This is a genomic window from Haloferula sp. BvORR071 (assembly GCF_000739615.1).
Lineage (GTDB): Bacteria > Verrucomicrobiota > Verrucomicrobiia > Verrucomicrobiales > Akkermansiaceae > Haloferula.
The window spans coordinates 38,195-61,991 of sequence record NZ_BATP01000061.1 but is presented as its reverse complement, the minus strand read 5'-3'; the positions used below and the strand labels follow the sequence as shown (position 1 = coordinate 61,991).

The 23,797-nt window shown below is 61.7% G+C and carries 20 protein-coding genes; 14 read left to right on the top strand and 6 right to left on the bottom strand.

The window, feature by feature from the left end:
- Positions 1 to 161: 161 nt before the first annotated feature.
- Complete coding sequence (locus BV071_RS31760; RefSeq protein ID WP_075091067.1) at positions 162 to 1,391, top strand: MFS transporter; 1,230 nt, start codon at positions 162 to 164, stop codon at positions 1,389 to 1,391.
- Positions 1,392 to 1,458: 67 nt separating this feature from the next.
- Here BV071_RS31760 and BV071_RS31755 read toward each other — a convergent pair whose 3' ends face one another.
- A complete protein-coding gene (locus BV071_RS31755; protein ID WP_035616257.1) occupies positions 1,459 to 1,977 on the bottom strand; it encodes a hypothetical protein in 519 nt (172 codons plus the stop codon).
- A 197-nt stretch (positions 1,978 to 2,174) separates the two neighbouring features.
- Here BV071_RS31755 and BV071_RS31750 point away from each other — a divergent pair, with 197 nt between their 5' ends.
- Both BV071_RS31750 and BV071_RS31745 read left to right on the top strand, forming a co-directional pair.
- The gene (locus tag BV071_RS31750; RefSeq protein WP_035616245.1) at positions 2,175 to 4,466 is read left to right on the top strand and encodes a HEAT repeat domain-containing protein; all 2,292 of its coding nucleotides are present in this window, start codon (positions 2,175 to 2,177) and stop codon (positions 4,464 to 4,466) included.
- 61 nt (positions 4,467 to 4,527) lie between these two features.
- A complete protein-coding gene (locus tag BV071_RS31745; RefSeq protein WP_265595141.1) occupies positions 4,528 to 4,854 on the top strand; it encodes an addiction module protein in 327 nt (108 codons plus the stop codon).
- Between the two features lie 314 nt (positions 4,855 to 5,168).
- On the opposite strand, the gene rpsD is transcribed toward BV071_RS31745, so the two are convergent.
- The 4 genes from rpsD to BV071_RS31725 all read right to left on the bottom strand — a co-directional run bounded on the left by rpsD (position 5,169) and on the right by BV071_RS31725 (position 7,553).
- Positions 5,169 to 5,780, bottom strand: a complete 612-nt coding sequence (gene rpsD / locus BV071_RS31740) for a 30S ribosomal protein S4 (protein ID WP_035616242.1) — start codon at positions 5,778 to 5,780, stop codon at positions 5,169 to 5,171.
- 19 nt (positions 5,781 to 5,799) lie between these two features.
- Positions 5,800 to 6,369: a 30S ribosomal protein S11 gene (gene rpsK / locus BV071_RS31735; protein ID WP_075091066.1), complete on the bottom strand. Its 570-nt coding sequence runs from the start codon at positions 6,367 to 6,369 to the stop codon at positions 5,800 to 5,802.
- Between the two features lie 35 nt (positions 6,370 to 6,404).
- The gene (gene rpsM, locus BV071_RS31730) at positions 6,405 to 6,773 is read right to left on the bottom strand and encodes a 30S ribosomal protein S13 (protein ID WP_035616239.1); all 369 of its coding nucleotides are present in this window, start codon (positions 6,771 to 6,773) and stop codon (positions 6,405 to 6,407) included.
- A 132-nt stretch (positions 6,774 to 6,905) separates the two neighbouring features.
- Entirely contained in the window at positions 6,906 to 7,553 is a 648-nt protein-coding gene (locus BV071_RS31725) for a DUF1080 domain-containing protein (protein ID WP_035616237.1), read from the bottom strand.
- A 116-nt stretch (positions 7,554 to 7,669) separates the two neighbouring features.
- Here BV071_RS31725 and BV071_RS31720 point away from each other — a divergent pair, with 116 nt between their 5' ends.
- From BV071_RS31720 to BV071_RS31705, 4 genes are read left to right on the top strand one after another with little or no spacing between them, the layout of a single operon-like run.
- Positions 7,670 to 8,758 (top strand): AAA family ATPase, encoded by a 1,089-nt coding sequence (locus BV071_RS31720; protein ID WP_052574126.1) that lies wholly within the window; start codon positions 7,670 to 7,672, stop codon positions 8,756 to 8,758.
- Positions 8,758 to 9,657 carry a DUF58 domain-containing protein gene (locus BV071_RS31715; protein ID WP_035616234.1) on the top strand — a complete coding sequence of 300 codons (900 nt, stop codon included), beginning with the start codon at positions 8,758 to 8,760 and terminating at the stop codon, positions 9,655 to 9,657. The genes BV071_RS31720 and BV071_RS31715 overlap by 1 nt, the downstream gene beginning before the upstream one ends.
- Positions 9,658 to 9,660: 3 nt before the next feature.
- Positions 9,661 to 11,652, top strand: coding sequence for a BatA and WFA domain-containing protein (locus tag BV071_RS31710; RefSeq protein WP_035616232.1), 1,992 nt, complete (start codon positions 9,661 to 9,663; stop codon positions 11,650 to 11,652).
- Between the two features lie 9 nt (positions 11,653 to 11,661).
- Positions 11,662 to 13,890 carry a hypothetical protein gene (locus BV071_RS31705; RefSeq protein ID WP_035616231.1) on the top strand — a complete coding sequence of 743 codons (2,229 nt, stop codon included), beginning with the start codon at positions 11,662 to 11,664 and terminating at the stop codon, positions 13,888 to 13,890.
- Here the strand turns inward: BV071_RS31705 and BV071_RS34065 are convergent.
- On the bottom strand, positions 13,887 to 14,717 hold the full coding sequence (locus BV071_RS34065; protein ID WP_052574125.1) for a hypothetical protein: 831 nt from the start codon (positions 14,715 to 14,717) through the stop codon (positions 13,887 to 13,889). The two genes, BV071_RS31705 and BV071_RS34065, sit on opposite strands and share 4 nt — an antisense overlap.
- Positions 14,718 to 15,030: 313 nt before the next feature.
- On the opposite strand from BV071_RS34065, the gene BV071_RS31695 reads away from it, so the two are divergent.
- From BV071_RS31695 to secA, 7 genes are all read left to right on the top strand, one after another.
- On the top strand, positions 15,031 to 15,801 hold the full coding sequence (locus BV071_RS31695; protein WP_081886373.1) for a transporter: 771 nt from the start codon (positions 15,031 to 15,033) through the stop codon (positions 15,799 to 15,801).
- Between the two features lie 105 nt (positions 15,802 to 15,906).
- Positions 15,907 to 16,773 carry a metal ABC transporter substrate-binding protein gene (locus BV071_RS31690; RefSeq protein ID WP_265595151.1) on the top strand — a complete coding sequence of 289 codons (867 nt, stop codon included), beginning with the start codon at positions 15,907 to 15,909 and terminating at the stop codon, positions 16,771 to 16,773.
- Positions 16,770 to 17,690, top strand: a complete 921-nt coding sequence (locus BV071_RS31685; protein ID WP_081886372.1) for an ATP-binding cassette domain-containing protein — start codon at positions 16,770 to 16,772, stop codon at positions 17,688 to 17,690. The genes BV071_RS31690 and BV071_RS31685 overlap by 4 nt, the downstream gene beginning before the upstream one ends.
- A complete protein-coding gene (locus BV071_RS31680; protein ID WP_035616223.1) occupies positions 17,683 to 18,555 on the top strand; it encodes a metal ABC transporter permease in 873 nt (290 codons plus the stop codon). Before BV071_RS31685 ends, BV071_RS31680 begins: the two co-directional genes overlap by 8 nt.
- Complete coding sequence (locus BV071_RS31675; protein ID WP_035616218.1) at positions 18,552 to 19,388, top strand: metal ABC transporter permease; 837 nt, start codon at positions 18,552 to 18,554, stop codon at positions 19,386 to 19,388. The genes BV071_RS31680 and BV071_RS31675 overlap by 4 nt, the downstream gene beginning before the upstream one ends.
- A 112-nt stretch (positions 19,389 to 19,500) precedes the next feature.
- Entirely contained in the window at positions 19,501 to 20,289 is a 789-nt protein-coding gene (locus tag BV071_RS31670; RefSeq protein WP_035616217.1) for an SDR family oxidoreductase, read from the top strand.
- Between the two features lie 316 nt (positions 20,290 to 20,605).
- Positions 20,606 to 23,788, top strand: a complete 3,183-nt coding sequence (secA, locus tag BV071_RS31665) for a preprotein translocase subunit SecA (protein WP_035616216.1) — start codon at positions 20,606 to 20,608, stop codon at positions 23,786 to 23,788.
- Positions 23,789 to 23,797 lie beyond the last annotated feature (9 nt).

Genomic DNA, 23,797 nt, shown 5'->3' with positions numbered 1-23,797 from the left:
GCCAAGAAATAGCGGAGATGGCGCAGTTCGGTGACCCCTTCTTTGATCGCTGTCATCTATCGCTACGATTAGATCAAGAGATTAGAAGTATCAAGGGCGGCTGTGCATGCTGGGGCATGCATTCTTCATCCAGTTCGACTTCGGGGTCGCCAGGCACCCACATGCCTGCGGCGGTTTATGCGCTGACGGTGGGAGCCTTCGGCATCGGCACGACGGAGTTTGTGATCATGGGTCTGCTCTTGCAGGTGGCAGCGGATTTCCAGGTGAATGTGGCTTCGGCGGGGCTGCTGGTCAGCGGGTATGCGCTGGGGGTTTTCCTAGGGGCACCAGTGCTGACGCTGCTGAGCGCGCGCTGGCCGAGAAAGCGGGTGCTGCTCACGCTGATGGCAATTTTCATCGTGGGAAATGTGGCCTGCGCACTGGCCCCGAACTATGCGCTGCTGATGGTAGCACGCGTGATCACATCCCTCACGCACGGAACCTTCTTCGGCGTGGGATCGGTTGTGGCGACGGGATTGGTGAGGGAAGACAGGAAGGCGTCGGCGATTTCGGTGATGTTCACCGGGTTGACCTTCGCGACGCTGGTGGGCGTGCCCGCCGGGGCTTGGCTGGGGCTTCAGCTCGGGTGGAGATCGACGTTCTGGGCGGTGTCGGCCTTGGGACTCTTAGGACTGCTGGCAGTCGCGGTGCTGGTGCCAGATCAGGAAGCGGAGCACGTGGAGAGCGGTGGCGGAAGCGGGCTGCGGGAGGTATTCAGCGAGCAGGTTTTGACGGCACTGCTGATGACCGTGCTGAGCTGGGCGGGTGTTTTCGCAGTGTTCACCTATGTGCAGCCGATGCTGACGAAGCTGGCGGGTTTCAGCGATGAGGCCGTGTCGGGGATCCTGCTGCTGTTCGGCGCGGGGATGATCGCGGGGAACCTATTGGGAGGAAAATTGGCGGACAGAAAGCTGGGTGTGGCCTTGCTGGGATCACTGGTGTCGCTGGCAACGGTGCTGGGCTTGATGGGTCTGGCGATGCATCAGAAGGCAACCGCAGTGGTATTCGTGGGGCTACTGGGAGCAGCGGCATTCGGTACCGTGGCACCGCTCCAATTGAGTGTGCTCAAGCACGCAGGCAAAGCCGGGCAGACTCTGGCTTCGAGTCTGAACATCGGGGCCTTCAATCTCGGCAACGCAATCGGAGCTTGGGCAGGAGGCTGGGTCATCGCAAGCGGCCCCGGACTCCCGGAGATTCCGTGGGTAGCAGCGTTAATCGCCACAGGGGCCGTCGGAGTGGCAGTGTGGAGCATCCGGCGCGAACGGAGAAGGCAGTTGGCAAAGGCCCTCTACTTGTTTCCGGAAGACCCTTGCGGTAGTGCGGACAGATGTGATCCGGCAGAAGCACCTTGATACAAATCAAGGCCGCCGACCCCGCCCGAAGCGAACCCTGCGAGCGAACCATTCAAGGAGAAGACACTCAGGGATTCTGAGCATCCTTGGCGGCTTCCTCGATCTTCTCCCCTGCCCTTTGGAAGAAACGGCCGGTGGCTCCGGCGGCATTGCGGAGACCGGTCTCGGTTTTCTCCTTGGCGATCTCGATGGCGTCCTTGCTGTGCTCTTCCGCAACGGTGGTAGCTTCCGCGGTTTTGCGGCCGGCAGTCTTGAGTTCCTGGGCAGTCTTGTCAGCGGGCGTGACCGTGCGAGAACGCGGCTGCCGGGAGGGACTCGGATGAGAGGTCGCCGGGGCGGCCAGCTCGTCCTCGGAGACGGCGATGGCGCGAGGCGCTGGTGCGCCTTCTTCCGGGACTGCGATGGCTTTGGGCGCGGGAGCGTGGCTGCCTGTGGTCGGCGCTAAGACGGTGGTCGAAGCCGCGTCTTCCTCCTCTTCGACGATTTCCGCCTTGGGTGGCTTAGCAGCCGAAGCAGCCTTTTTGTTGCTGTCGCAGGCCACGACTAGAAAAGCCAGCGGGAGCAGGCGAAGGACGGGCTTGATCATGGGCAGAATGAAGCATCCTGGAGAGGCGCGCTCAAGGGGGATCGGCGGAAGCCGGATGATGCAGATGCCTTCAGGGAGTCGCCATCTGGCTTTCGACAAAGCCCCCCGAAAGAGGTCGTTGTTTCTGTCATACAAATTTTGACTTTTTGCCTTGGTTGTCGAAAATCGCGGGCAGCCCACCCGTATTGATCAAACCCATGCGCAAGCGCCACGCCCTCGCCTTTCTCCTCTGTGCCTTCCCTCTCGCCGCCCAGCAGGGTGACAAGAAGGATCACGAAAACATGAAGCCGGTTGTCCCGGAAAAGGACATCCCCCCTTCCCCGGTGCTATCTCCTGCGGATGCGCTGAAGGCTTTCCAGGTAGCGCCGGGCTTCGTGATCGAGCCGGTGGCGACGGAGCCCTATGTGGAGAAGCCGGTGTGCCTTGACTTTGACCCGGCCGGGCGGATGTGGGTCTGCGAGATGCGCGGCTACATGCCGGACATCGATGGCAAGGGCGAGAGTGTGCCGCAGGGCCGGATCAGTGTGCTGGAAGACAGCGACGGTGATGGCAAGGTGGACAAGAGCACCATCTTCCTCGACAAGGTGATGCTGCCCCGTGCGATCAGCGTGTATGGCGACGGAGTGCTGTTCATGGATCAAGAGCGGCTGTGCTGGCAAAAGCGCGAGGGGCTAAAGCCCAGCGGCGAGATCCAAGTGATCGATCCGAAATTCGCGAGCGGCGGCAATGTGGAGCACAAGCCGAACGGGCTGATGTCGAACCTGGACAACTACCTCTACCTCGCGAAGTCCGACAAGCGGATCCGCCGGGTGGGCGACAAGTGGGACATCGAGTCGACGGCCTTCCGCGGCCAGTGGGGTGTGGCCCGCGACAACTGGGGCCGGATTTACAGCAATAACAACTCGGCCTTCCTCTTCGGGGAGAGCCTCGCGCCGAACCTGCTGCAGGACAATGTGGCGGTGAAGATGAAGTACAACGACACCCCGCTGCTCGGCAGCAACCGGGTGTGGCCGATCCGCGTGACGCCGGGCGTAAACCGCGGCTATATGGCGAAGGAGAACGGCTACAACGAGCAGACGCTGGACCCGAAGACCCACAAGCTGATCAACTGCACTGCGGCCGCTGGATTCGCAGTCTATCGCGGGACGAATTTCCCGAAGGATTGGTATGGCACGGCATTCGTCACCGAGTCCTGCGTGGCGCTGGTGAAGGCGATCAAGATCAGCGAGAAGGATGGCAAGCTATCGGGCACGAACCCGACGGGTGAGAAGGAATTCCTGGCCTCGACCGACGAGCGTTTCCGCCCGGTGAATGCATACACCGCGCCGGATGGCTCGCTCTACATCGTGGACATCTATCACGGGATCATCCAGCACAAGACTTTCCAAACCACCTACCTGCGCGAGCAGCACCTCTCCCGCGGGCTGGACAAGCCAGCGCTGGGCAATGGCCGGATCTACCGGATCCGTAGTACTTCCGGGAAGCTGGAGCCGAAGGTGGACATCGCCGCGCTGCAGGGCCTGGACCTGGTGAAGATGCTGATGCACCCGAACTCGTGGCACCGCGAGACGGCGCAGCGGGTGCTGGTGGAGCGCAAGGATCCGGCGACGATTCCTTTTCTGGTGAAACTTGCCAACGCCGGCGATATGGTGGCTCGGGCGCATGCGATCTGGACTCTCGAGGGCATGGGCGCTCTGAAGGCGGAGCATCTGGTGGCTGCACTGAAGGACAAGGATGCGAAGCTGCAGTCCTCCGCGCTGTGGGCGAGCACACGCCTCGATAGCGGGGAACTTTCCAAGCTCGAACCGGTGCTGGTGTCCTTGAAGCCAGTTGCGGAAGAGGATGCGCCTTATCTGGCACGGGTGCTGGGCTCGGTGGGCACGCCGAAGGCACTGGCGGCTCTAGATGCACTCTTGAAGGACCAAGCGAAGGCACGCTTCATCCGTGAGGCGGCGATCTCGGGCCTCCATGGCCATGAGGCGGAGTTCGCGAAGCTAACCTCGATCAAGGACAAGGACTTCACCGGCTGGCTGGATCAAGGTGCCAAGGGCGGCTCCAAAGCTGCTGAAGGTCCTACCCTGAAGGGTGCGGAGCTGGCCTCCTACGACCGCGGCAAGGCGCTCTATGGCGGCGAGGCGGCCTGCTTCGCCTGCCACGGTCCGGATGGCGGTGGCATGCCCTTGCTCGGGCCGCCGCTGAATGGTTCGGAGTGGGTCACCGGCAAGCCGGAGACGACCATCAAGATTCTGCTGCACGGCATCACCGGCCCGATCACCGTGGCAGGCGAGACTTACAATCCGACCGCGGAGATGCCGGCCCTGGGAATCAATCCTACCTTCACCGACGACAAGATCGCCGACGTGCTGACCTATGTCCGCAACGAGTGGGAGAATAAGGCTCCCGCCGTGACGCCGGACGTGGTGAAGAAGGTGCGGGAGATGGTGAAGGACCGCGGGCCGAAGCCGTGGACGGCTGCGGAGCTGAAGTGAGTTGAGAACAGGCCACCGACGGCGACTTGAAGTGCGCCGTCGGTTGAGGTATTTCTTTCCCGTGAAGGCGTCCTACGAGTCAATTGTCGAGGCGGCGATGGAACTGGAACCAGCAGAACGGTTTCGGGTAGCTGCCGAGCTGTGGGAGTCGGTCGGCTCTCCACCGCCAGGCTCCTACAACGACGACCTTGAGGGCATGCTGGACCGCCGTGAGGCAGAGCTCGAGGCAGATCCCAGCTTGGAGATTTCCCACGAGCTATTCATGGAACTTCAAAGGCCGCAGGTAGGCGTGAGACTCGTTTACCACCATGCCGTCGGGCAGGAGGTCGATGATATTTGCGCTTGGTATGACGAGCGCAAGGGCGGCTTGGGCGACGAGTTCTTCTAGGAGCTGGAGCGCATCTTGTTGGCCATCCAAACCTCTCCGACAAAATTCCCTCCCGCAACGAATGATCGTCGGAAGGCTGCGTTGAAGCGTTTTCCTTATTCTGTGAGCTACCGCGTCCTTATAGATCGAATCCGCGTTCTATCAGTGCATCACAACAAGCGGCATCCATCATACGCTTCGCGGCGGAAGTAAGTGACCAAGGCTAGCTCCCGAGGAACTCGATCCGCCATCTCCTTTGATCGAAAGCCCAAAACAAAAAGGCCCGGAGTTTCCTCCGGGCCTTTTTGAAATCGTTCGGGAATCCGCTCGTGCGATTAGCGCGAGTAAAGTTCGACGATCAGCTGCTCGTTGACGAGCGGGTTGATGTCGGCCTTGTCGGGGATGCGGGAGATGGTGCCTTCGAGGGCTTCCTTCTCAAGGGTCAACCAATCAGCCAGCGGCGAGGATTGGGTGAGGTCCATCATGCGCAGAGCGAGTTGTTGGGCAGACGGCTTCGGGCCGATCTTCACCTTGTCACCCGGCTTCACCTGGTAGGAAGCGATGTCCACGCGCTTGCCATTCACGAGCACGTGGCCGTGGTTGACGAGCTGGCGGGCAGCCTGACGGCTGTTCGCGAAACCGAGGCGGTAGCAGACGTTGTCGAGACGCAGTTCCAGAAGCTGGAGCAGGATCTCGCCGGTCACGCCACGGCGGCGGGCGGCTTCCTCATAGTAGCCGCGGAATTGCTTCTCGAGGACACCGTATTGGAAGCGGAGCTTCTGCTTTTCGCCGAGGGCGACGGAGTAATCGCTCTTCTTCTTGCGGCCGGCGCGCAGGCCATGCTGGCCCGGCGGGAAATTGCGGCGCTCAAGCGACTTCGAGGAACCGAAGAGAGCCACGCCGAAGCGGCGGCTGATCTTGGTGGTAGGACCGGTATAGCGAGCCATGATCTTGTAAAATTAGCAATTACACCCGGCGCGCCTTCTTCGGACGGCAACCGTTATGCGGGATCGGGGTGACGTCCTTGATGGCCAGCAGCTCGATGCCGAGAGCCTGAACGGCACGGACAGCGGACTCGCGGCCGGAACCCGGGCCCTTGACGCGGACTTCGGCTTCCTTGAGACCGTGGCCCATCGCTTGGCGGCAGGCGTCTTGGGAGACGACCTGAGCGGCGTAGGCGGTGCTCTTGCGGGAGCCCTTGAAGCCCATCTTGCCAGCACTGGACCAGCCGAGCGTGTTGCCGTTCGAGTCGGTCACGCTGACGATGGTGTTGTTGAAGGTGGCCGTCACGTGGACGATGCCGCGGGAGATGTTCTTGGAACCCTTGGCCTTGTGAACCTTGATCTGGGTTTCCTCGGCGCCGGCGATCTCGGCGAAAATGTCGCGCTTCTTGTCGTCCTTCTTGGGAGCGACAGCTTCTTCGGCAGCCGGCGCTGCGGGAGCAGCTGCAGGTGCGGCGGGAGCAGCCGGGGTCGCAGCGGCAGCAGGAGCCGCGGCGGCTTCCGGTGCCGGTGTGTTGGTTTCTTCGTCAGCCATTTCGGGAAAAAGGTTCAGGGTTCAGCGCCAGCGGATTACTTCTTCACGCCGACGGTGCGGCGCTTGCCCTTGCGGGTGCGGGCGTTGGTGCGGGTGCGCTGGCCACGGACGGGCAGGCCGCGCTTGTGGCGGATGCCGCGGTAGCAGTTGATCGAGGTCAGACGCTTGAGCTGGGACTGCTTCTCACGGCGAAGGTCACCTTCGATGACGATGCCCTGGCTCTGGATCACGGTGGCGATCTTCACGAGCTGGTCTTCGGTCAGCTGACCGGTGCGGATGTCCGGGTCAATACCGGCTTGCTCGAGGATACGGGAAGCGGTGGTCGAGCCAACGCCGTACATATACTGCAACGACGCCTCGATGCGCTTCTCGTTGGGGATTTCGATACCGAAAATGCGTGCCATGTGATGCTGTGGTAAGCGGAGAGCCAGCCCGGGAGGAAAACACGTGAACGTGCCCAGCCTCCCGAAGCGGGCGGGCTGTTTAGCAGACGCCCCCCCTCTGGCAAGTGGAAAACCGAAATTTTCCGACGAAGTTCAGAGCTCGTGGATTTTAATGTCCCGGAACCAGACTTCATCGCCGTGGTCCTGAAGCAGAATATGACCCGGGCCAGGGCCTGCGAAGTCCGAGATTTTGGCGAACTTGCTGTCCTTCTTGCCGGCCTCCCACTCCTTGCTGGTGGTGTCGATTTTCACCGTCAGCTTGCCGTTCAGCCAGTGCTCGAGGCTGCTGCCCTTGGCGACGACCTTGGAGTGGTTCCACTCGCCCACGGGCTTGAGTTCCTTGTCCTTGGCGGCGGGGATCACCTCGTAGAGCGATCCGGCGGTGGTGTCCGGGACCTTGCCATTCGGGTGGCCGATGTCGTCGAGCACCTGGTATTCGGCACCGATCCAGCCGGCGGTGCTCTTGCGGACGCGGTATTTCACGCCACTGTTGCCCGCTTTCGATATCTTCCAGTCAAATTCCAGCTCGAAGTCGGCGTATTCCTTGTCCGAAATGAGATCACCCGCCTTTTCGGTCCGGTGCAGGACCCCGTCTTCGACCTTCCAGCCCTTGCCAGGCTCGCCGCCGGTGGCGCTTTGCCAGCCGGTGAGGTCCTTGCCATTGAAAATCGAGACTGGAGCACCCGGTTCCGCCATCGCGGAGCCGGCCAAAAGAGCCGTCAGCATAAGGAGCTTGCGCATGTCTGACAACTTGACTGCTCCCCCAGCCCACGCAAGCCGCTTTCCTTTCATACGTACGCCTCGACAAAGCCACCGCTCACTCTAGTTTCGTTGAAATTCCGCAAACCGCTTGATTCATGGAAGAAACCATCCCCTCCGCATCCTCCCCGACGGATCCTGTCACCCCTTCCTCCACGGCACCGCCCGCTGCCCCTTCCCATACCGACCACGAACTCCCGCCCGATGATGTAGCGGCGATCGACCAACTGGGGAAAACCTACGCGGCGCTAAAGGCGGAACTCGGGAAGGCGATCATCGGCCAGGAAAAGGTCATCGAGCAGCTTGCGATTTGTCTCTTTGCCCGCGGTCACGCCCTGCTGATGGGGGTCCCGGGGCTGGCAAAGACTCTGCTGGTGTCCTCCGTGGCGCGAACCTTCGACCTGACCTTCAACCGCATCCAGTTCACGCCGGACCTGATGCCGGCGGATATTACCGGCACGGATATTATCCAGGAATCCGGGGTAGGCGGTCGGCGGGAATTTGAATTCGTGCGCGGTCCGGTGTTCGCAAACATCGTGCTGGCGGACGAAATCAACCGCGCCCCGGCCAAGACGCAGTCGGCGATGCTGGAGGCGATGCAGGAACTCAAGGTGACGGTGCTGGGCCGAAGCTACGACCTGCAGCCGCCGTTCTTCGTGTTGGCGACGCAGAACCCGGTGGAGCAGGAAGGCACCTACCCTCTGCCGGAAGCGCAGCTCGACCGCTTCATGTTCCTGATCGAGGTGGATTACCCGAGTTCAGAGGAAGAGAAGCGGATCGCCCGCGAGACGACGGGAACGGCGAGGGCGACGCTCAATCACCTGCTCGATGGGCATGCGGTGCTGGCCTACCAGCAATTGGTCCGCCGGGTGCCAGTGCCGGAGCATATCTACGACTACGCCGTGTCGATCGTCCGCAAGACCCGGCCGGGCACCCCGGAGGCACCTGCGTGGATCAAGGACTATGTGGCATGGGGCGCAGGTCCGCGTGCCGTGCAGTATCTGATTCTCGGCGCAAAATCACGGGCAGCCCTGCGCGGCAGCTACATGGCCAGCATTGAAGACTTGGAAGAAGTGGCAATCGCTGTGCTTGGGCACCGGGTGATCACCAATTTCGCTGCCGAGTCTCAGGGGATGACGTCCAAGAAAGTGGTTGAGCGGCTGATTGCAGAGATGAGGGAGGATTGATGAAATACGAGTTCCTCGATAGCAGTTTGCTAGCGCGGCTTGGAGCGATCCCGGTTGAGATGCGCTCGGCGATGATCGGCAATGTGGCCGGAAGGCACCGTTCGCCGCATCGCGGGTCGTCGGTGGAGTTCGCGGAGTATCGCAAGTATGTCGCGGGTGACGATACGCGGCGCCTGGACTGGAAGGCGTTTGCGCGATCGGACCGGTTTTACATCAAGGAATTCGAGGCAGATACGAACCTGCGGGCCTACTTCGTGGTCGATGCCTCGGGCTCGATGAAGTTTCACGGGCCTCAGGGCGAAGCTAAGATCGCTTACGCGAACCGCATTGCCGCTTCGCTCGCTTACCTGCTGGTCAACCAAGGCGACGCCGCTGGACTTTCCGTGTGCACGGACAAGCTACATCTGGAGGTTCCGCCGAGCCGGAGACCGGCACACCTGCAGCACATCTTCGACACGCTGGGGAAACTCGAGCCATCCGGCGATACGGGCTTGGTCCCGGCTCTACATACAATTGCGGAGAAGATCAGCCAGCGTGCTTTCGTGGTAATCCTCTCGGACCTGTTCACGGATACGCAGGCCTTCTCGGATGCGCTTCAGCATTTGCGTTACCGCAAGCACGACATCTGCGTGTTCCACTTGATGGACCCGCAAGAGCTAGGCTTCGAGTTCGATCGGCCGCACCGCTTCGTCGATATGGAAGACGGCACCTCGCTGGTGGTGGAGCCGAACTTGATCGCGGACGAGTATCACAGTGCGTTGCGTGAGTTCCTGACAACGGTTCGAGCAAAATGCCACGACGCCGCCGCTGATTATCAGTTGGTACCCACGAACACACCGCTCGAACCCTTGCTGAGAGATTTCCTGACGGCCCGCCTGCCCAAAAAGGGCCACTCCTAGATCATGACCTTCCTTCAATCATGGATGCTCTGGGGGCTGTTCGCTGCTTCGATCCCCATCATCATCCACCTGCTGAACCGCCGCCGGCACAAGACGGTGATGTGGGCGGCGATGCAGTTCCTGCTGAAGGCGACGCGGGAGTCGCGGGGGAAGAAGAAGCTGCGGCACATTCTTATTTTGACCTGCCGGGCGCTGGGGATCGCCGCGCTGGCAACGGCGGCGGCGCGGCCGCTGCTGAGCGGGATGCTCGGCTGGGGCGGCGGGAAGCCGGACTTGGTAGTATTGATTCTCGACCGTTCGGCGAGCATGGAAGCGACGCCGAAGAACGGCACCGTGCCACGCCGGGATCTGGCGCTGCAGCGCGTAAAGAATGCCCTGAATGACTTCCAAGGCACACGGCTGGTGCTGATCGATAGCGCCTCCGGCCAGCCGCAGGAGGTACCCAGCCCGGACGTGCTGGACCGGATTTCCTCGGCAGCGCCCACGGACACGGCTGCGGATATCGCCACGCTCGCGGGGAGGGCCGCGGAATTCCTGACCGAGTCGCCAGGACGGGCGGAGCTGTGGATCGCCTCCGATTTGCAGAAGTCGAACTGGAAGCCCGAGAATGATCGCTGGACCTCTGTGCGCGCCGCGCTGTCCTCCCTACCCCAGCCGCCCAAGCTGAGGATCCTGTCGCTCGGTGGCGAGCCCTCGCCGAACCAGTCGATCCGTCTTCTGTCCTCACATCGTGCCGGGCCGCAACTGGTGCTGGATATCGAGATCAGCCGCAGCGACGACAGCGCCGCACCGGTGAACCTGCCGCTGACGGCCACGCTCAATGGCGGCGCACGCAGCACGACCAACGTGAATGTCGCCGGGCAGAATTTCCGCTTTCGCAAGGTGATACCCGTACCCCCGAATGAAGAGTCCGGCTACGGCTGGCTCTCGATCCCCGGCGACGGCAACCTGAGGGACAATGCCGCCTTCTTCGCCTACGGCCCGGCGCGGCCGATCAAGAGCCTCTTGATTGCTCCGCCGGGCGAAGCCGGCGACTACATCTCGATCGCCGCGGCTCCAGCCGGTCATGCCAGCCAGTCGATCGAGCGGATCGATCCTGCGGCGCTTTCACGGCTCGAGACCGATGGTATCGCCTCGATCTTCTGGGCGGCACCGCTACCCACCGGCCAAGTGGCGGAGACACTCAACCGCTTCCTGATCGATGGTGGCGTGGTGGTCTTCTTTGCGCCGCAAGGTGAGAGCACGGCGAGCTTTTTGGGCTTGAGCTGGTCCGCGATCACGACGGCAGAGAAGGACAAGTATTTCATCCTCGATTCCTGGGACCACGACGATGGCCTGCTGCGGGACGGCCTGGATGGAACTCCGCTCCCCGCCGAACGCTTCAAGGCAGTGAAGCGCCGCCTTCCTGAAGGTGAAGCGACCGCGCTTGCCCGCTGGGATGACGGCAAGACCTTCGTCACCCGCCGGGTGGTGGAGCGTGGCACGGCATGGTTCGTGGGATCCCAGCCGGATTACACATGGTCGAACCTTGGTGATGCCGATATCCTGCTCCCCGGAGCCCAGCGGGCGGTGGCCGACGGTGCACAGCGATTCGATGCCGGGTATCTGGCGGACATCGGTTCGAAGGCAGCGGCACCCCGGGCGGGAGAAGGCCGTGCGCGTCTGGACGACTACGGGGCTCCGGTGCCATCCAACGAGGCCTATGAAGCGGGCATCCAACGCTTCGGCGAGCGGGTGATGGCACTCAACCGCCCGGCCGTGGAGGATGATCCCGAGATCCTCTCCAACGATGCCCTGAAAGGTCTCCTGCAAGGAACCGGCTACAGCTTGTTCGAAGACCAGAGCCTTTCGGTGAGCTCCAGCGGCCCTAGTGATATTTGGCGTGGCTTCCTGGTCGCCATGCTATTCTTCCTGATTTCGGAGGCCCTGCTGTGTCTGCCGAAGAAATCCGCGGCCGATGCGGTGCCCCTGCCCGGTCGACCCTCCAAAGTTTGATTTCCCGTTTTGACCTTCAACCTCCATAACCTCCAGTTCACCCCGACCCCCGCGACTCTCGCGATCGGGATCACCGCGCTTGTGATCGTGGGGCTGCTCTGCGTGCTGTCGTGGAAGCGCAGCCCGCATCCGCGCCGCACGGCGGTGCTGGAGAGCCTGCGCTTTCTCGTCGCGCTGATTGTCGTGCTACTCCTGTGGAAGCCGGAGTGGCTGACGGTGCTGCATCCGCAGACCAAGCCGCGGATCGCGATCCTGTGGGATGCGTCCAAGTCGATGGAGACGCTGGATGCCGAGGTGCCGCAGCTCTTCTCCTCCAACCGTCCGGTGGTCTCGCGCGCGGAATGGACGCGGATGGCACTTGATAACCCATTGTGGGAGCCTCTGGCCGATGGTCAGAAGAACGAACTGGTGGACCGGTCCTTCGCCGCGCCACCGGAAGATCCCGCCTTACTGGCACTGGCCGGCACCGACCTCTGCGCACCGATCGAGGATCTGTTAGAAAACGAGACCAACCTGCGCGCGGCGGTGATAATCTCGGACGGCGACTACAACACCGGCCAGCCGCCGGTGGTAGCTGCACAGAAGCTTTTGCAGCGCGGCGTGCCGCTGTTCACGATTCCAGTGGGCAGCAAGAAGCGTCTGCCGGACCTCGACATGCTTTCGGTCACGGCCCCCGCCTACGGGATCGTGGGCGAGAACGTACAGATCCCCTTCTCCATCCGCTCGTCGCTGGAGCGGGAAGTGCGGACGATCGTGCGCCTGAAGGATGACAGTGGCAGGGAGAAGACCAAGGAGATCATCCTGGCTCCGGGCCAGACGACCTACGATGCGATCCTGTGGCGGATCGAGAAGGAAGGCGCGGCGACGCTGGAACTGTCCGTGCCGATGGCGGATGGCGAGCGGATCGAAGCGAACAACTCGCGCAAGTTCACGCTCTCCGGCCGCCCGGAATCCATCAAGGTGCTGGTGATCGATACCCTGCCGCGCTGGGAATACCGCTACCTGCGCAATGCGCTCGCGCGCGACCCGGGAGTGGAGCTTTCCTGCCTGCTCTTCCATCCGCAGCTCGGCAAGGGCGACGGACCGGATTACATTCAGGATTTCCCCTCGAAGCCCGAGGAGCTCGCGAAGTATGACGTCATCTTCATCGGTGACGTGGGCGTTGGTCCAGACCAACTGACGAAGGAGAATTGCGAGCTGATCCGCGGCTTGGTGGAGAACCAAGCGAGCGGGATTGTTTTCATGCCGGGCCCGCAGGGCAATGAATTCACCCTGCAGGATACCGCGCTGTGGGACCTGATGCCGGTGATCCTGGATGCAGAGAACAAGGGCGGGATCCATGATCCTGTGGCCTCGCCGATGATGCTGACCGGTGAAGGCCGCAGCTCCCTGCTGACGATGCTTGCGGATTCCGAAGAAGCGAATCCACAGGTGTGGGAGGCGCTGCCCGGCTTCCACTGGCATGCGCCGGTGGTGAAGTCGAAGGGCGGCACCGAGGTCCTGGCAGTGCACAAGAACCGTAAGGGACGCTTCGGTCCGATCCCCCTCATCGTCACCAAGGCCGCCGGCAACGGCAAGGTCCTGTTCATGGGGATCGACTCCGCGTGGCGCTGGCGCCGCGGCGTGGAAGACAAGTATCACTACCGCTTCTGGGGCCAGGTCGCGCGCTGGATGTCGTACCAGCGGAACATGGCCGCTGGTGAGCGTGTGCGACTCTACTTCACGCCGGAGCGGCCGGTGCCGGGTGATACCGTGACCTTCAATGCGAATGCCTTCAACGCGGCGGGCGCACCGCTGGAACAAGGCACGGTGTATGTAGATGCGACCGCGCCGGATGGCACCAAAGAGCGGATCGCACTAGAAAAGAATAATACTGCATGGGGCGCATTCTCCGGGCGAATGAAGATCGGCCTGCCGGGCGAGTGGAAACTGAAAGCCTCGATCGATGAAGCGGGCGCGGCACCAATCGAAACCAAGCTGCTGGCCCAAGGCGTGGAGCTGGAGCAAACCGGCCAACCGGCACGGCCAGAGGTGCTGGCGGAGATGGCGCGGATCGCGAAGGGCCGGATGATTTCACCGGAGCAACTGCCGGATCTGATCAAGGAGATCGAGTCGCTGCCCGAGCCGCGGCCGATCGAAAACCGCCTGCCGCTATGGTCGCACTGGGCCAGCGTGGTACTGGTAGTCGTGCTGCTGAGCTTGTTCTGGACAGGACGGAAGCTGAACGGGGCGTTCTAATTGCCAGAAGTCCGAAAGGCTTGCGAGAAGGTCAGCGGAGGTGCCTTAAGCGTGGTGGTAACGATCGCATCGCTCCAGACCGTTGACTTCGCGCTCGATATCTCCTGCCCGGCGTCGACCTCAGCTTCGGTTAGATAGTCGAAGCCGAGCCGCCAAGCGAATCGGGTGGTGGGGATACGCACGAAGATTCGCCGCGCGGAGAGACGGTTCATGAAGTTGGCACTCCGCTGACTTACGAGGGATAGGTAAGTCTCCTTCCACCTGAAGAACTGCTCCTCGGCCTGTTCCATCGTGAGTTCGTCTCGTGGAGCGCTTCCTTGATTTGGAGCATAGTCGGTCCACTTGCCGTCTTTGAAAATCTGGATCCTCGTGCCTTCGGAGCTGAAGAAAAAGATCCGATCATGGAGGCGATTCTCCAGCGTGAAGATCAGTCCATTGTAGCCCGCGTCGTCAATCTTTCCGGCCAATGAGAGGCCCGGAGGAGCCGCAGGATCGCGGGGCTCCGGAAGCCGACCCTCGAGTTCCAACACCTCCTCTCCCACGTTCTGCAAGAGAGCCGTTCGCAAGCAGATGCCGGTGTTGAGACGTCCATCATCGCTCCGGTTGGCGTAGATGAGATAGCTCTTTCCTTCCTCGAAATGGTAGCCGCAATCCCCTCCGCCAAAGCCAGTGTGAATTTCCACCACACCAGCAACTCCGCCCTTCAAGCACTGCTTGACCACTACCTTCGCAACAATGCCCGCCCGATGGAGGCCGACTTGAGGGCTTTCGCCAATCGATTGCACTTCACCGCTCAGGACGACATCGCATTTCGCGAGCGCTTTCAACGGTGGAGGTGAACCCATGCAATCGCATGCGGTTGACGGTGACCCGGCTCCCAGTGCCAGAAAGCCCAAGAGGAATGCGAAAAGAGATCTCATGAGCCTTGTTGGCAAAAAGTGATCGGGTGGTCGACTCCATTTGGTGAGACGCGCCTTTGCGCCTTAGCGAGGCACGCCTTTCGGAAGCGGCTCGCCGTAGAGGCGCTCGTAAATCTGACAGCGCCTTTCTGACTCTCTCAGGCCAGCCGGGAGGCTGCGAACAAGCAAGAATCAAAATTATCATTGAAAATTAATTTTAGCCCAGGCTAATTCAACCCCCATGCCTCCACTGCGACCACCTTTGGCTTCCTCGCTGCTCATCATTCTTGCTGCCAACTCCCTCGTTATTGGAGCGGAACTCCGGGAACTCAGCACAGACCGCCCCGATACCACTGAGAGCCCCTACACGGTGGATGCGGGACATTTTCAGTTTGAGATGGAGATCGCCGCATGGGCTAAGGACGGGCGGGAACGGGAGCTGACGCTGGGCGAGCTGAACGCCAAAGTTGGCTTGGACAAGGCGACGGATTTGCAAGTGGTGCTGCCCCTCTTCAGCCATGTCCGCGGTGGGGACGAGGGTTTCGGCGACATTGAGATCCGCCTGAAGCGGAATCTGTGGGGCAATGACGAGGGCTCAACCGCCCTAGCACTGATGCCCTATGTCAAGCTGCCCACGGCGCACGACGATCTCGGCAATGGGGAGTTCGAGGGCGGACTGATCGTACCTTTCGGCTTTGAAGGCCCGGCCGGGTGGTCCTGCGCGGTGATGGGTGTCGCCGATATCGAGGCAGACGAGGATGGTAGCGGCCATCACTTCACGGCTGTGACTTCCGCTACGACCAGCCACGACCTGAGCGAGAATACCGCGGTGTTCTTGGAGCTGGTGAGCATCCTGAGCGCGGAATCGGGTGCCGATTGGGAGGCCTATTTCAACACCGGGATGACTTGGGCGGTCACGCCGACCTGGCAGCTCGATGGCGGGGTGAGGCTGGGACTCACCGACGCGGCCACGGATTTCACCCCATTCCTCGGCGTGAGCACCAAATTTTGACTGCGAATTTAGCCTAATCTAAAATTCTACATTGAAACAAAAATGAAATGCCTCAGCTTAACGCCCGTGAGATCCTGGTTCCTGCTTTGCTTGGCCGCCCTAGTCCTGTGTGGCTGCAAGGGAGCCAAGAGGGAGGCCGCGGACGGCAAGAAGCGGGTGGTGACCAGCTTCACCATTATCGCCGACATGGCACGGGAGGTGGCCGGAGATGCGGCGATCGTCGAGTCGATTACCCGGCCGGGGGCGGAGATCCACGGCTATGACCCGACGCCGAAGGACATCGTGAAGGCCCAGAAGGCGGACTTGGTGCTGTGGAATGGAATGAACCTCGAGCTGTGGTTCGAGAAGTTCTTCCAGAACGTCGAGAACGTGCCGAGCGCGGTGCTGACCGAGGGCATCGCGCCGATGGGAATCACCGAGGGGCCCTATAGCGGGAAGCCGAATCCGCATGCCTGGATGTCGCCCTCCAATGCGGTGATGTATGTGGAGAACATCCGCAAGGCGCTGGTGAAAATGGATCCGGCCAATGAGGCCATCTACACCGCCAACGCGGCGACCTACACCGCGAAGATCAAGGCGTTGGACGAACCGGTGCGCGAGAAGCTCGCCACGATCCCGGAGACGCAGCGCTGGCTGGTGAGCAGCGAGGGCGCCTTCTCCTACCTCTGCGCGAACTACGGGCTGAAGCAGCTCTACCTGTGGCCGATCAATGCGGATGCCCAAGGCACGCCACAACAGGTGCGCAAGGTCATCGACGGCGTTCGTGAACACAAGATTCCGGTGGTGTTCTCGGAAAGCACGGTGAGCGACAAGCCGGCGCAGCAAGTGGCGCAGGAGACCGGTGCCCGCTACGGCGGAGTGCTCTACGTCGATTCACTTACCGAAGCGGATGGTCCGGCTCCGTCTTACCTGAAGCTGCTGGAGACGAATGCCGACACAATCCTGAAGGGCTTCCAAGCAACGACCCGATGAGTTCACGCGAACCAAAGACGACCGAGTTCATGCCCCGCCTGGATGTCGAGGGGGTCACCATGGTCTATGCGAACGGGCACTTGGCCCTACGCGATGCCAGCTTCCACCTCAGCAGCGGAACGATCTGCGCGCTGGTGGGGGTGAATGGCAGCGGCAAGTCCACCCTGTTCAAGAGCATCATGGGCTTCCTCAAGCCCAAAGCGGGACGCGTGAGCATCAGCGGCATGCCGGTGAGCGAGGTGCTGAAGCGCAATCTGGTCGCCTATGTCCCGCAGTCCGAGGAGGTGGACTGGCAGTTCCCGGTCAGCGTGTGGGACGTGGTAATGATGGGCCGCTACGGATCGATGAATTTCCTGCGGATCCCGAGGGCAATCGACAAGGTGAAGGTGGAAGAAAGCCTCAAGCGTGTCTCGATGTGGGACTTTCGCGACCGTCAGATTGGAGAGCTGAGCGGCGGCCAGAAGAAGCGCGTCTTCCTGGCTCGGGCTCTGGCACAAGGCGGCCGGGTGATTCTGTTAGACGAGCCTTTCACGGGCGTGGACGTGAAGACCGAGGAGGAGATCATCGCCCTGCTGCGCGAGTTGCGGATGACGGGCTGCATCATCCTGGTCTCCACCCACAACCTCGGCAGCGTGCCGGAATTCTGCGATCAAGTGGTGCTGATCAACCGCACGGTATTGGCCTACGGGCCGACCTCAAAGGTCTTCACCGAGGAGAATCTGACCGCGGCCTTCGGTGGGGTATTGCGGCAATTCCATTTCGAGGAATCGACCATCCAGGATCACGATGGCCGAGCTGTGCGCGTGCTCACGGATGACGAGCGGCCGCTGATCTTCGGCAAGGACGGCCACTTGGAATACAAGGACCGCGGCCAGCATGAAGAGCTGCTGAGAAAACGATCGGAGGAGCATGACTGAGATCCTCAATTCGCTGCTCACGCCCTTCCACTACGAGTATATGCTCAAGGCGATCGGCGTGAGCGCCTTGATCGGCGTGGTGTGCGGCTTCCTCTCCGCCTTCGTAACGCTCAAGGGCTGGTCGCTGATGGGCGATGCGCTCTCGCACGCGGTGGTGCCGGGAGTGGCCCTGGCCTACATCCTGGGGCTGCCTTTCACTTTGGGAGCATTCGTTGCCGGGCTGCTCGCCGCGGGAACCATGGCCTTCATCAAGGCGCAGAGCCGGATCCGTGAAGACGCGACCATCGGCATCGTCTTCACCACCTACTTCGCACTTGGCCTGGTGCTGATCACGCTCTTCCCCGCGCGGGTGGATTTGAAGACGATCATCCTCGGGAACATCCTCGGCATTTCCGATCCGGATATCCTTCAGGTGATCGTGATCAGCGCGATCACGTTGCTGATCCTGGGCCTCAAGTGGAAGGATCTGATGCTCTTCTGCTTCGATGCCAACCAAGCCCGCACGATGGGCCTGCCGACAGGACTGCTGCATGTCGTGCTGCTGACCCTGCTGGCGGCCACGGCGGTGGCGGCGCTGCAAGCGGTAGGTGCTTGCCTGGTGGTGGCCATGCTGGTGACTCCCGGGGCGACGGCCTACCTGCTCACCGATCGTTTCGGGCGGATGATCTTTCTGTCCTCCGGCATGGGACTCGTCACCTCCCTAGCGGGGGCCTACGCCAGCTACTATTTCAATGGGGCGACCGGCGGCTGCATCGTCACGCTGCAAACCCTGGTCTTCCTGGCGGCCTTCGTCTTTGGACCGAAACACGGGATGCTCGCGGCCCGCCGCCGGGCTGCCAATGCCGACACTTCCACAAGCGCATGAGCGAGTTCTTCGAGCCCCTGAACTACGCCTTCATGCGCGATGCCCTGCTGATGGGTACGGTGGTGGCGGCGATGTGCGCGGTGCTGTCCTGCTTTCTGGTGTTGAAGGGCTGGTCGCTGATGGGCGACGCGATTTCCCATGCGGTGCTGCCCGGGATCGTGCTGGCCTACATCGCCGGGCTGCCGCTGGCGCTGGGAGCCTTCGCGGCTGGGTTGCTCTGCGCCGTGGGCACCGGCTTCATCAAGCGCAACAGCCGCCTCAAGGAGGACACGGTGATGGGCGTGGTCTTCACAGGGCTCTTTGCCTTCGGGCTGGTGATTTTCAGCCGCACTGAGTCCGACATGCACTTGGACCATATTCTGGTCGGGAACATCCTAGGCATCGCCCGCACCCAGATCGTCCAAACCCTGGTGCTCGGAGGAGCGGTGCTGGGCATCACTCTGGCGCTGCGCCGGGACCTGCTCTTAATCTGTTTCGATCCAGGCCAAGCCCGGGTGCTGGCCCTGCCTGACCGCTTCCTGAACTACCTGCTGCTGGCCTTGCTGGCAGGGGCGATCGTAGTGGCGATCCAGACGGTCGGGATCATCCTGGTGGCAGCGATGCTGGTGACGCCCGGGAGCATCGGGCAGCTGTGGACGGATCGTTTCGACCGGATGCTGTTGATTGCCACGCTGTCGGCAGTCGGCTCGACCGTGGTGGGGATCTTCGCGAGCTACCACATGGATGCCTCCACCGGCGGGTGCATCGTGCTGGTGCAGGGGCTGCTGTTTTTCGGGTCGCTGTTCTTCGCGCCGAAGTATGGGATTCTAGGGCGGCGACGGGGACAGGCCTAGCCAAAGGGACGCCGATCCAAGCTGTATGACAAATTGAGTTCAGCGGTTGAATTTTCAAGGCTAACGCTCATTCCGCTTGCCGCCACAGGGCGATCCACCGAACCTCCGGCGCATGCAAACCGCCGCCTTTTTCAAAGACCTTTTCGGACTCGAGGGACAAACCGCCGTGGTGATCGGTGGAACCGGCGAATTGTGCGGCTGCATGGCCCAAGGTCTGGCCCACGCCGGTGCGGAGGTGGTGCTGGTCGGCCGCATCCGCGAGAAGGCGGAGCGCCTTCTGGCCGAGGTGGAAGAATTCGGTGGCAAGGGCTACTTCCTGCCGGCGGACGTCACTTCGCGGGATTCGCTGCAGGAGCTGGTCAATCAGGTGGTCGAACGCTCCGGCAAGGTGAATATCCTGGTCAACGGCGCGGGCATCAATGCCCCCACCCCCTTCCTGGAGATTGAGGAAGAGGAATTCCAGCGGATCATCGACACCAACCTGACGGCGGTGTTCCGGACCTGCCAAGTCTTCGGCAAGTATTTCATCAACGAGGGAATCCCCGCCTCGATCATCAATCTGGGCTCGATGTCCGGGCTGGTGCCGCTGTCGCGGGTCTTCACCTACTCCGCCAGCAAAGCGGCGGTGCACAACCTTTCCAAGAACCTGGCCCGCGAGTGGGCCGAGTATTCGATCCGCGTGAACACGCTGGTCCCCGGCTTCTTCCCGGCTGAGCAGAACCGCAAGGTGCTGGACGAGAGCCGGGTGCTCGACATCCTGCGCCAGACCCCGATGAGCCGCTTCGGCAGCCCGGACGACCTGATCGGCGCGACCCTGCTGCTGGCCTCGAACAAGGCTGGCGGCTTCATCACCGGCTCCGAGATGGTGGTGGATGGCGGGTTCAACGCGATGAAGATCTGAGGTTTAGAAGGCTCGTGGCGCCGACTCTTGGCTCTGGCCTGCGATTCTCCCGCTCCATCCTCGGACCCTCGCGTCGCAAGGGCATCACCGCTTACTGAACGCGAGGGACTTCCGGCGTTCCTGGACGGGATATTGCCGGCCTTTTTCAGACTCCAGAGAGGCGATTCGAGTTTCGCAGGTAACCCTCGGTAGTCCAATCCCCTACCCTCGCTACAATCGGCCTAAAAAGCTCTCTCCCGTGCCGCTTGCATGATCGCGATTCCGCGTGTATTGCGTGCGCCCCGGCTGCAACTCCGGTGCCCTACCTGCCCAGCACATGATCAAGTGGATCCTCCAGAAAATCGTCGGCTCAAAGAACCAGCGTGAAATCCGCCGGATCCGCCCGACCATCGAGCGCATCAAGGAAATCGAGGAAGCGCTGCAGCGGGAGCCGGAGGAGAAGCTGCGGGAAATGACCGCCAAGTGGCAGGAGTTCCTGTCCCGCTATCATGAGCTACAGGTGGCCACGAAGCCACAACTGGAGCGCATGGAGAAGGACGGTCTGGCCGACGCTGCGGCCTACATGACCGAGCGCCTCAACCGCCTGCGCGAGGATTTCCCGACCTTCCCGGCCAAGGTAGACGCCACCGTGGAATCGATCGAGGCAGCCAAGGCCGCCTTCCACGAAGTGGAGATGGAGTTCATCCCGCTGCGGGCCAAGTATCTTGAGAAGATCCTGCCGGAGGCCTACGCCGTCGTGAAGAACGGCGCGCGCCGGATGTGCGGCAAGACCATCATGGTCTGCGACCAGCCGCTGGGTTGGGAGATGGTTCACTTCGACGTGCAGTTCGTCGGCGGTATCGCCATCCACCGCGGGATGATCGCGGAAATGATGACCGGTGAGGGCAAGACCCTGGTGGCCACCCTGCCGACTTATCTGAATGCACTGACCGGCCTCGGGGTGCACGTGATCACGGTCAACGACTACTTGGCGCGACGCGACTCCGAGTGGATGGGCTCGCTGTTCAAGTTCCTGGGCCTGACCATCGGCTGTATCCAGAACCAGATGGCACCGTGGGATCGCCGCCAGCACTACCAGTGCGACATCACCTACGGAACGAACTCCGAATTCGGGTTCGACTATCTGCGCGACAACGGCATGGCCTCCACCCGTGACGAGCAGGTGCAGCGCGGCCACTACTTCGCCGTGATCGACGAAGTGGACTCGATCCTGATCGACGAAGCGCGGACGCCGCTGATCATTTCCGGTCCGTCCTCCGTCTCCAGCCACCAGTTCGACAAGTACAAGCCAGCGGTGGAGCAAATCGTGCGGGCACAGACCACGCTCTGCAACGAGTTGATGAGCGAAGCCAAGAAGGAGCAGGAAGCAGGCGATATCGTCGCGGCTGGCCGCTCACTCTTCAAAGTGAAGCTGGGCCAACCGCGCAACCGCCAGCTCATGCGCATGATGCAGGAGCCGGACATCCGCCGCCTGCTGGAGAAGACCGAGTTGTCCTTCTACCAGGACGCGCAGAAGAAGGAACTCTTCGCGCTGAAGGAAGAGCTGTTCTTTACGATTGATGAGAAGAGCCACGACTCCGACCTGATGGAGAAGGGCCGAGCCTTCCTCTCGCCGGAAGATCCCGATTCCTTCACCTTGCCGGACATCGGCACGATTTTCGCCGACCTCGACAACAATCTCTCGCTCACCGAGGAGCAGCGTGCCGAAGGCAAGGACAAGGCACAGCAGCGGCTGGATTCGCAGGCGGAGAAGATGCACAACATCTCCCAATTGCTGAAGGCCTACTGCGTCTACGAAAAGGACGTTCAGTATGTGGTGAAGGACGGCAAGGTCATCATCGTCGATGAAAACACCGGCCGTGAGATGCCGGGCCGCCGCTGGTCGGACGGCCTGCACCAGGCGGTGGAAGCCAAGGAAAACGTGGCGATCGAGAAGGAGACCCAGACCTTCGCCACCATCACCATCCAGAACTACTTCCGCCTCTATCAGAAGCTGGGCGGCATGACCGGCACCGCGGAAACGGAAGCCGCCGAGTTCTCCGACATCTACAAACTGGATGTGCTGCCGATCCCGGCGAACCGGCCGAACCAGCGCCACGACCTCAACGACCAAGTCTTCAAGACCCGCCGCGAAAAGTACAACGCGGTGATCAAGAAGATCGAGGAAGCCCATGCCAAGGGCCAGCCAGTGCTAGTCGGCACGGCTTCGGTGGATGCATCCGAGACGGTCTCACGCATGCTGAAGCGCAGCAAGATCCCGCACACGGTGCTGAACGCGAAGATGCACATGCAGGAGGCCGAGATCGTCTCCAAGGCAGGCCAGCGCGGAGCAGTCACCGTGTCCACCAACATGGCGGGCCGCGGCACTGACATCAAGCTGGGCGAGGGCGTGTCCGAGCTCGGTGGCCTCTTCGTCATCGGCACGGAGCGCTATGAGTCCCGCCGTGTGGACCGCCAGCTCCGCGGCCGTTGCGCACGCCAAGGCGACCCGGGCCTGAGCCAGTTCTACATTTCTTTCGAAGACGACCTGATGCGCAACTTCGCCGCCGCGGATCGCATGACCGCGATGATGGAGCGCTTCGGGATGCAGGAAGGCGAAGCCCTCGAACACGCTTGGCTGAACAAGTCGGTGGAAACCGCGCAGAAGCGCGTCGAGCAACGCAACTACACCTGGCGCAAGCGGGTGCTGGAGTTCGACGACGTGATGAACAAGCAGCGGGAGGTGGTCTATGGCTACCGCAACGAGGTGCTTAGCACCGAAGACCCGCGCGATTTGGTCAACGAGATCATCGAGAAAGTCATCCCGCAGAAGGTCGAAAGCTTCCTGGCCGACCGCGACGAGGGCAATCCGGACTACAACGAACTGCTGCACTGGATCAGCGCCACCCTGCCGATCCGGATCACCGCGGAGGAACTCGACTTCGAATCGAAGTCTGCGGAGGAGATCGCCAGTTTCCTGATGCAGCGGGTGAAGGAGACCTATCAGGTGCGGGTCGACGGCCTGCCACCGGAAATCCTGGAGATGGAAGAGCGACGGATGATGTTGGCGGCGATCGACCGCCAGTGGCAAGCACACCTCTACAACATGGACGCCCTGCGCGAAGGTGTGCACCTGCGCGCCCAAGGCCAGAAGGATCCGCTGATCGAGTATAAGAACGAAGCCTTCGAGCTGTTCTCGCAGCTGATGGCGAACATCGAGCAGGAAGCGCTGCAGAACCTCTTCCGCTCCGCCGGCAACCTTGAACAGATCCTGCGCCAGCTCCACGGCTCGCCGCAGGAGCTCCACAGTGCCGAGCAACCGGAGATCACCCGCTCGAACATTGCTCAGACCGGCAGCTCCGGAAGTGTGTTCGTGGAAGATCAAGAGGCAGGCGGCATCAAGCTGAACCTGCCCAAGCGCCGTCCGCCGAGCTTCGACATCGACCAACTGGGCCGAAATGCTCCGTGCCCCTGCGGCTCGGGCAAGAAGTACAAGCAGTGCTGCGGCAAGGAGGCCTAAGCGCTCCTT

Bases quoted from the DNA above. Each gene is read 5' to 3' on its own strand.
- BV071_RS31720 (WP_052574126.1), top strand. From the start codon at position 7,670: ATGGAAGAAACCATCCCCTCCGCATCCTCCCCGACGGATCCTGTCACC.
- BV071_RS31685 (WP_081886372.1), top strand. From the start codon at position 16,770: ATGAGTTCACGCGAACCAAAGACGACCGAGTTCATGCCCCGCCTGGAT.
- BV071_RS31755 (WP_035616257.1), bottom strand. From the start codon at position 1,977: ATGATCAAGCCCGTCCTTCGCCTGCTCCCGCTGGCTTTTCTAGTCGTG.
- BV071_RS31715 (WP_035616234.1), top strand. From the start codon at position 8,758: ATGAAATACGAGTTCCTCGATAGCAGTTTGCTAGCGCGGCTTGGAGCG.
- BV071_RS31725 (WP_035616237.1), bottom strand. From the start codon at position 7,553: ATGCGCAAGCTCCTTATGCTGACGGCTCTTTTGGCCGGCTCCGCGATG.
- BV071_RS31710 (WP_035616232.1), top strand. From the start codon at position 9,661: ATGACCTTCCTTCAATCATGGATGCTCTGGGGGCTGTTCGCTGCTTCG.
- secA (WP_035616216.1), top strand. From the start codon at position 20,606: ATGATCAAGTGGATCCTCCAGAAAATCGTCGGCTCAAAGAACCAGCGT.
- rpsK (WP_075091066.1), bottom strand. From the start codon at position 6,369: ATGGCTGACGAAGAAACCAACACACCGGCACCGGAAGCCGCCGCGGCT.
- rpsM (WP_035616239.1), bottom strand. From the start codon at position 6,773: ATGGCACGCATTTTCGGTATCGAAATCCCCAACGAGAAGCGCATCGAG.
- BV071_RS31695 (WP_081886373.1), top strand. From the start codon at position 15,031: ATGCCTCCACTGCGACCACCTTTGGCTTCCTCGCTGCTCATCATTCTT.
- BV071_RS31670 (WP_035616217.1), top strand. From the start codon at position 19,501: ATGCAAACCGCCGCCTTTTTCAAAGACCTTTTCGGACTCGAGGGACAA.
- rpsD (WP_035616242.1), bottom strand. From the start codon at position 5,780: ATGGCTCGCTATACCGGTCCTACCACCAAGATCAGCCGCCGCTTCGGC.
- BV071_RS31680 (WP_035616223.1), top strand. From the start codon at position 17,683: ATGACTGAGATCCTCAATTCGCTGCTCACGCCCTTCCACTACGAGTAT.
- BV071_RS31675 (WP_035616218.1), top strand. From the start codon at position 18,552: ATGAGCGAGTTCTTCGAGCCCCTGAACTACGCCTTCATGCGCGATGCC.
- BV071_RS31760 (WP_075091067.1), top strand. From the start codon at position 162: ATGCCTGCGGCGGTTTATGCGCTGACGGTGGGAGCCTTCGGCATCGGC.
- BV071_RS31750 (WP_035616245.1), top strand. From the start codon at position 2,175: ATGCGCAAGCGCCACGCCCTCGCCTTTCTCCTCTGTGCCTTCCCTCTC.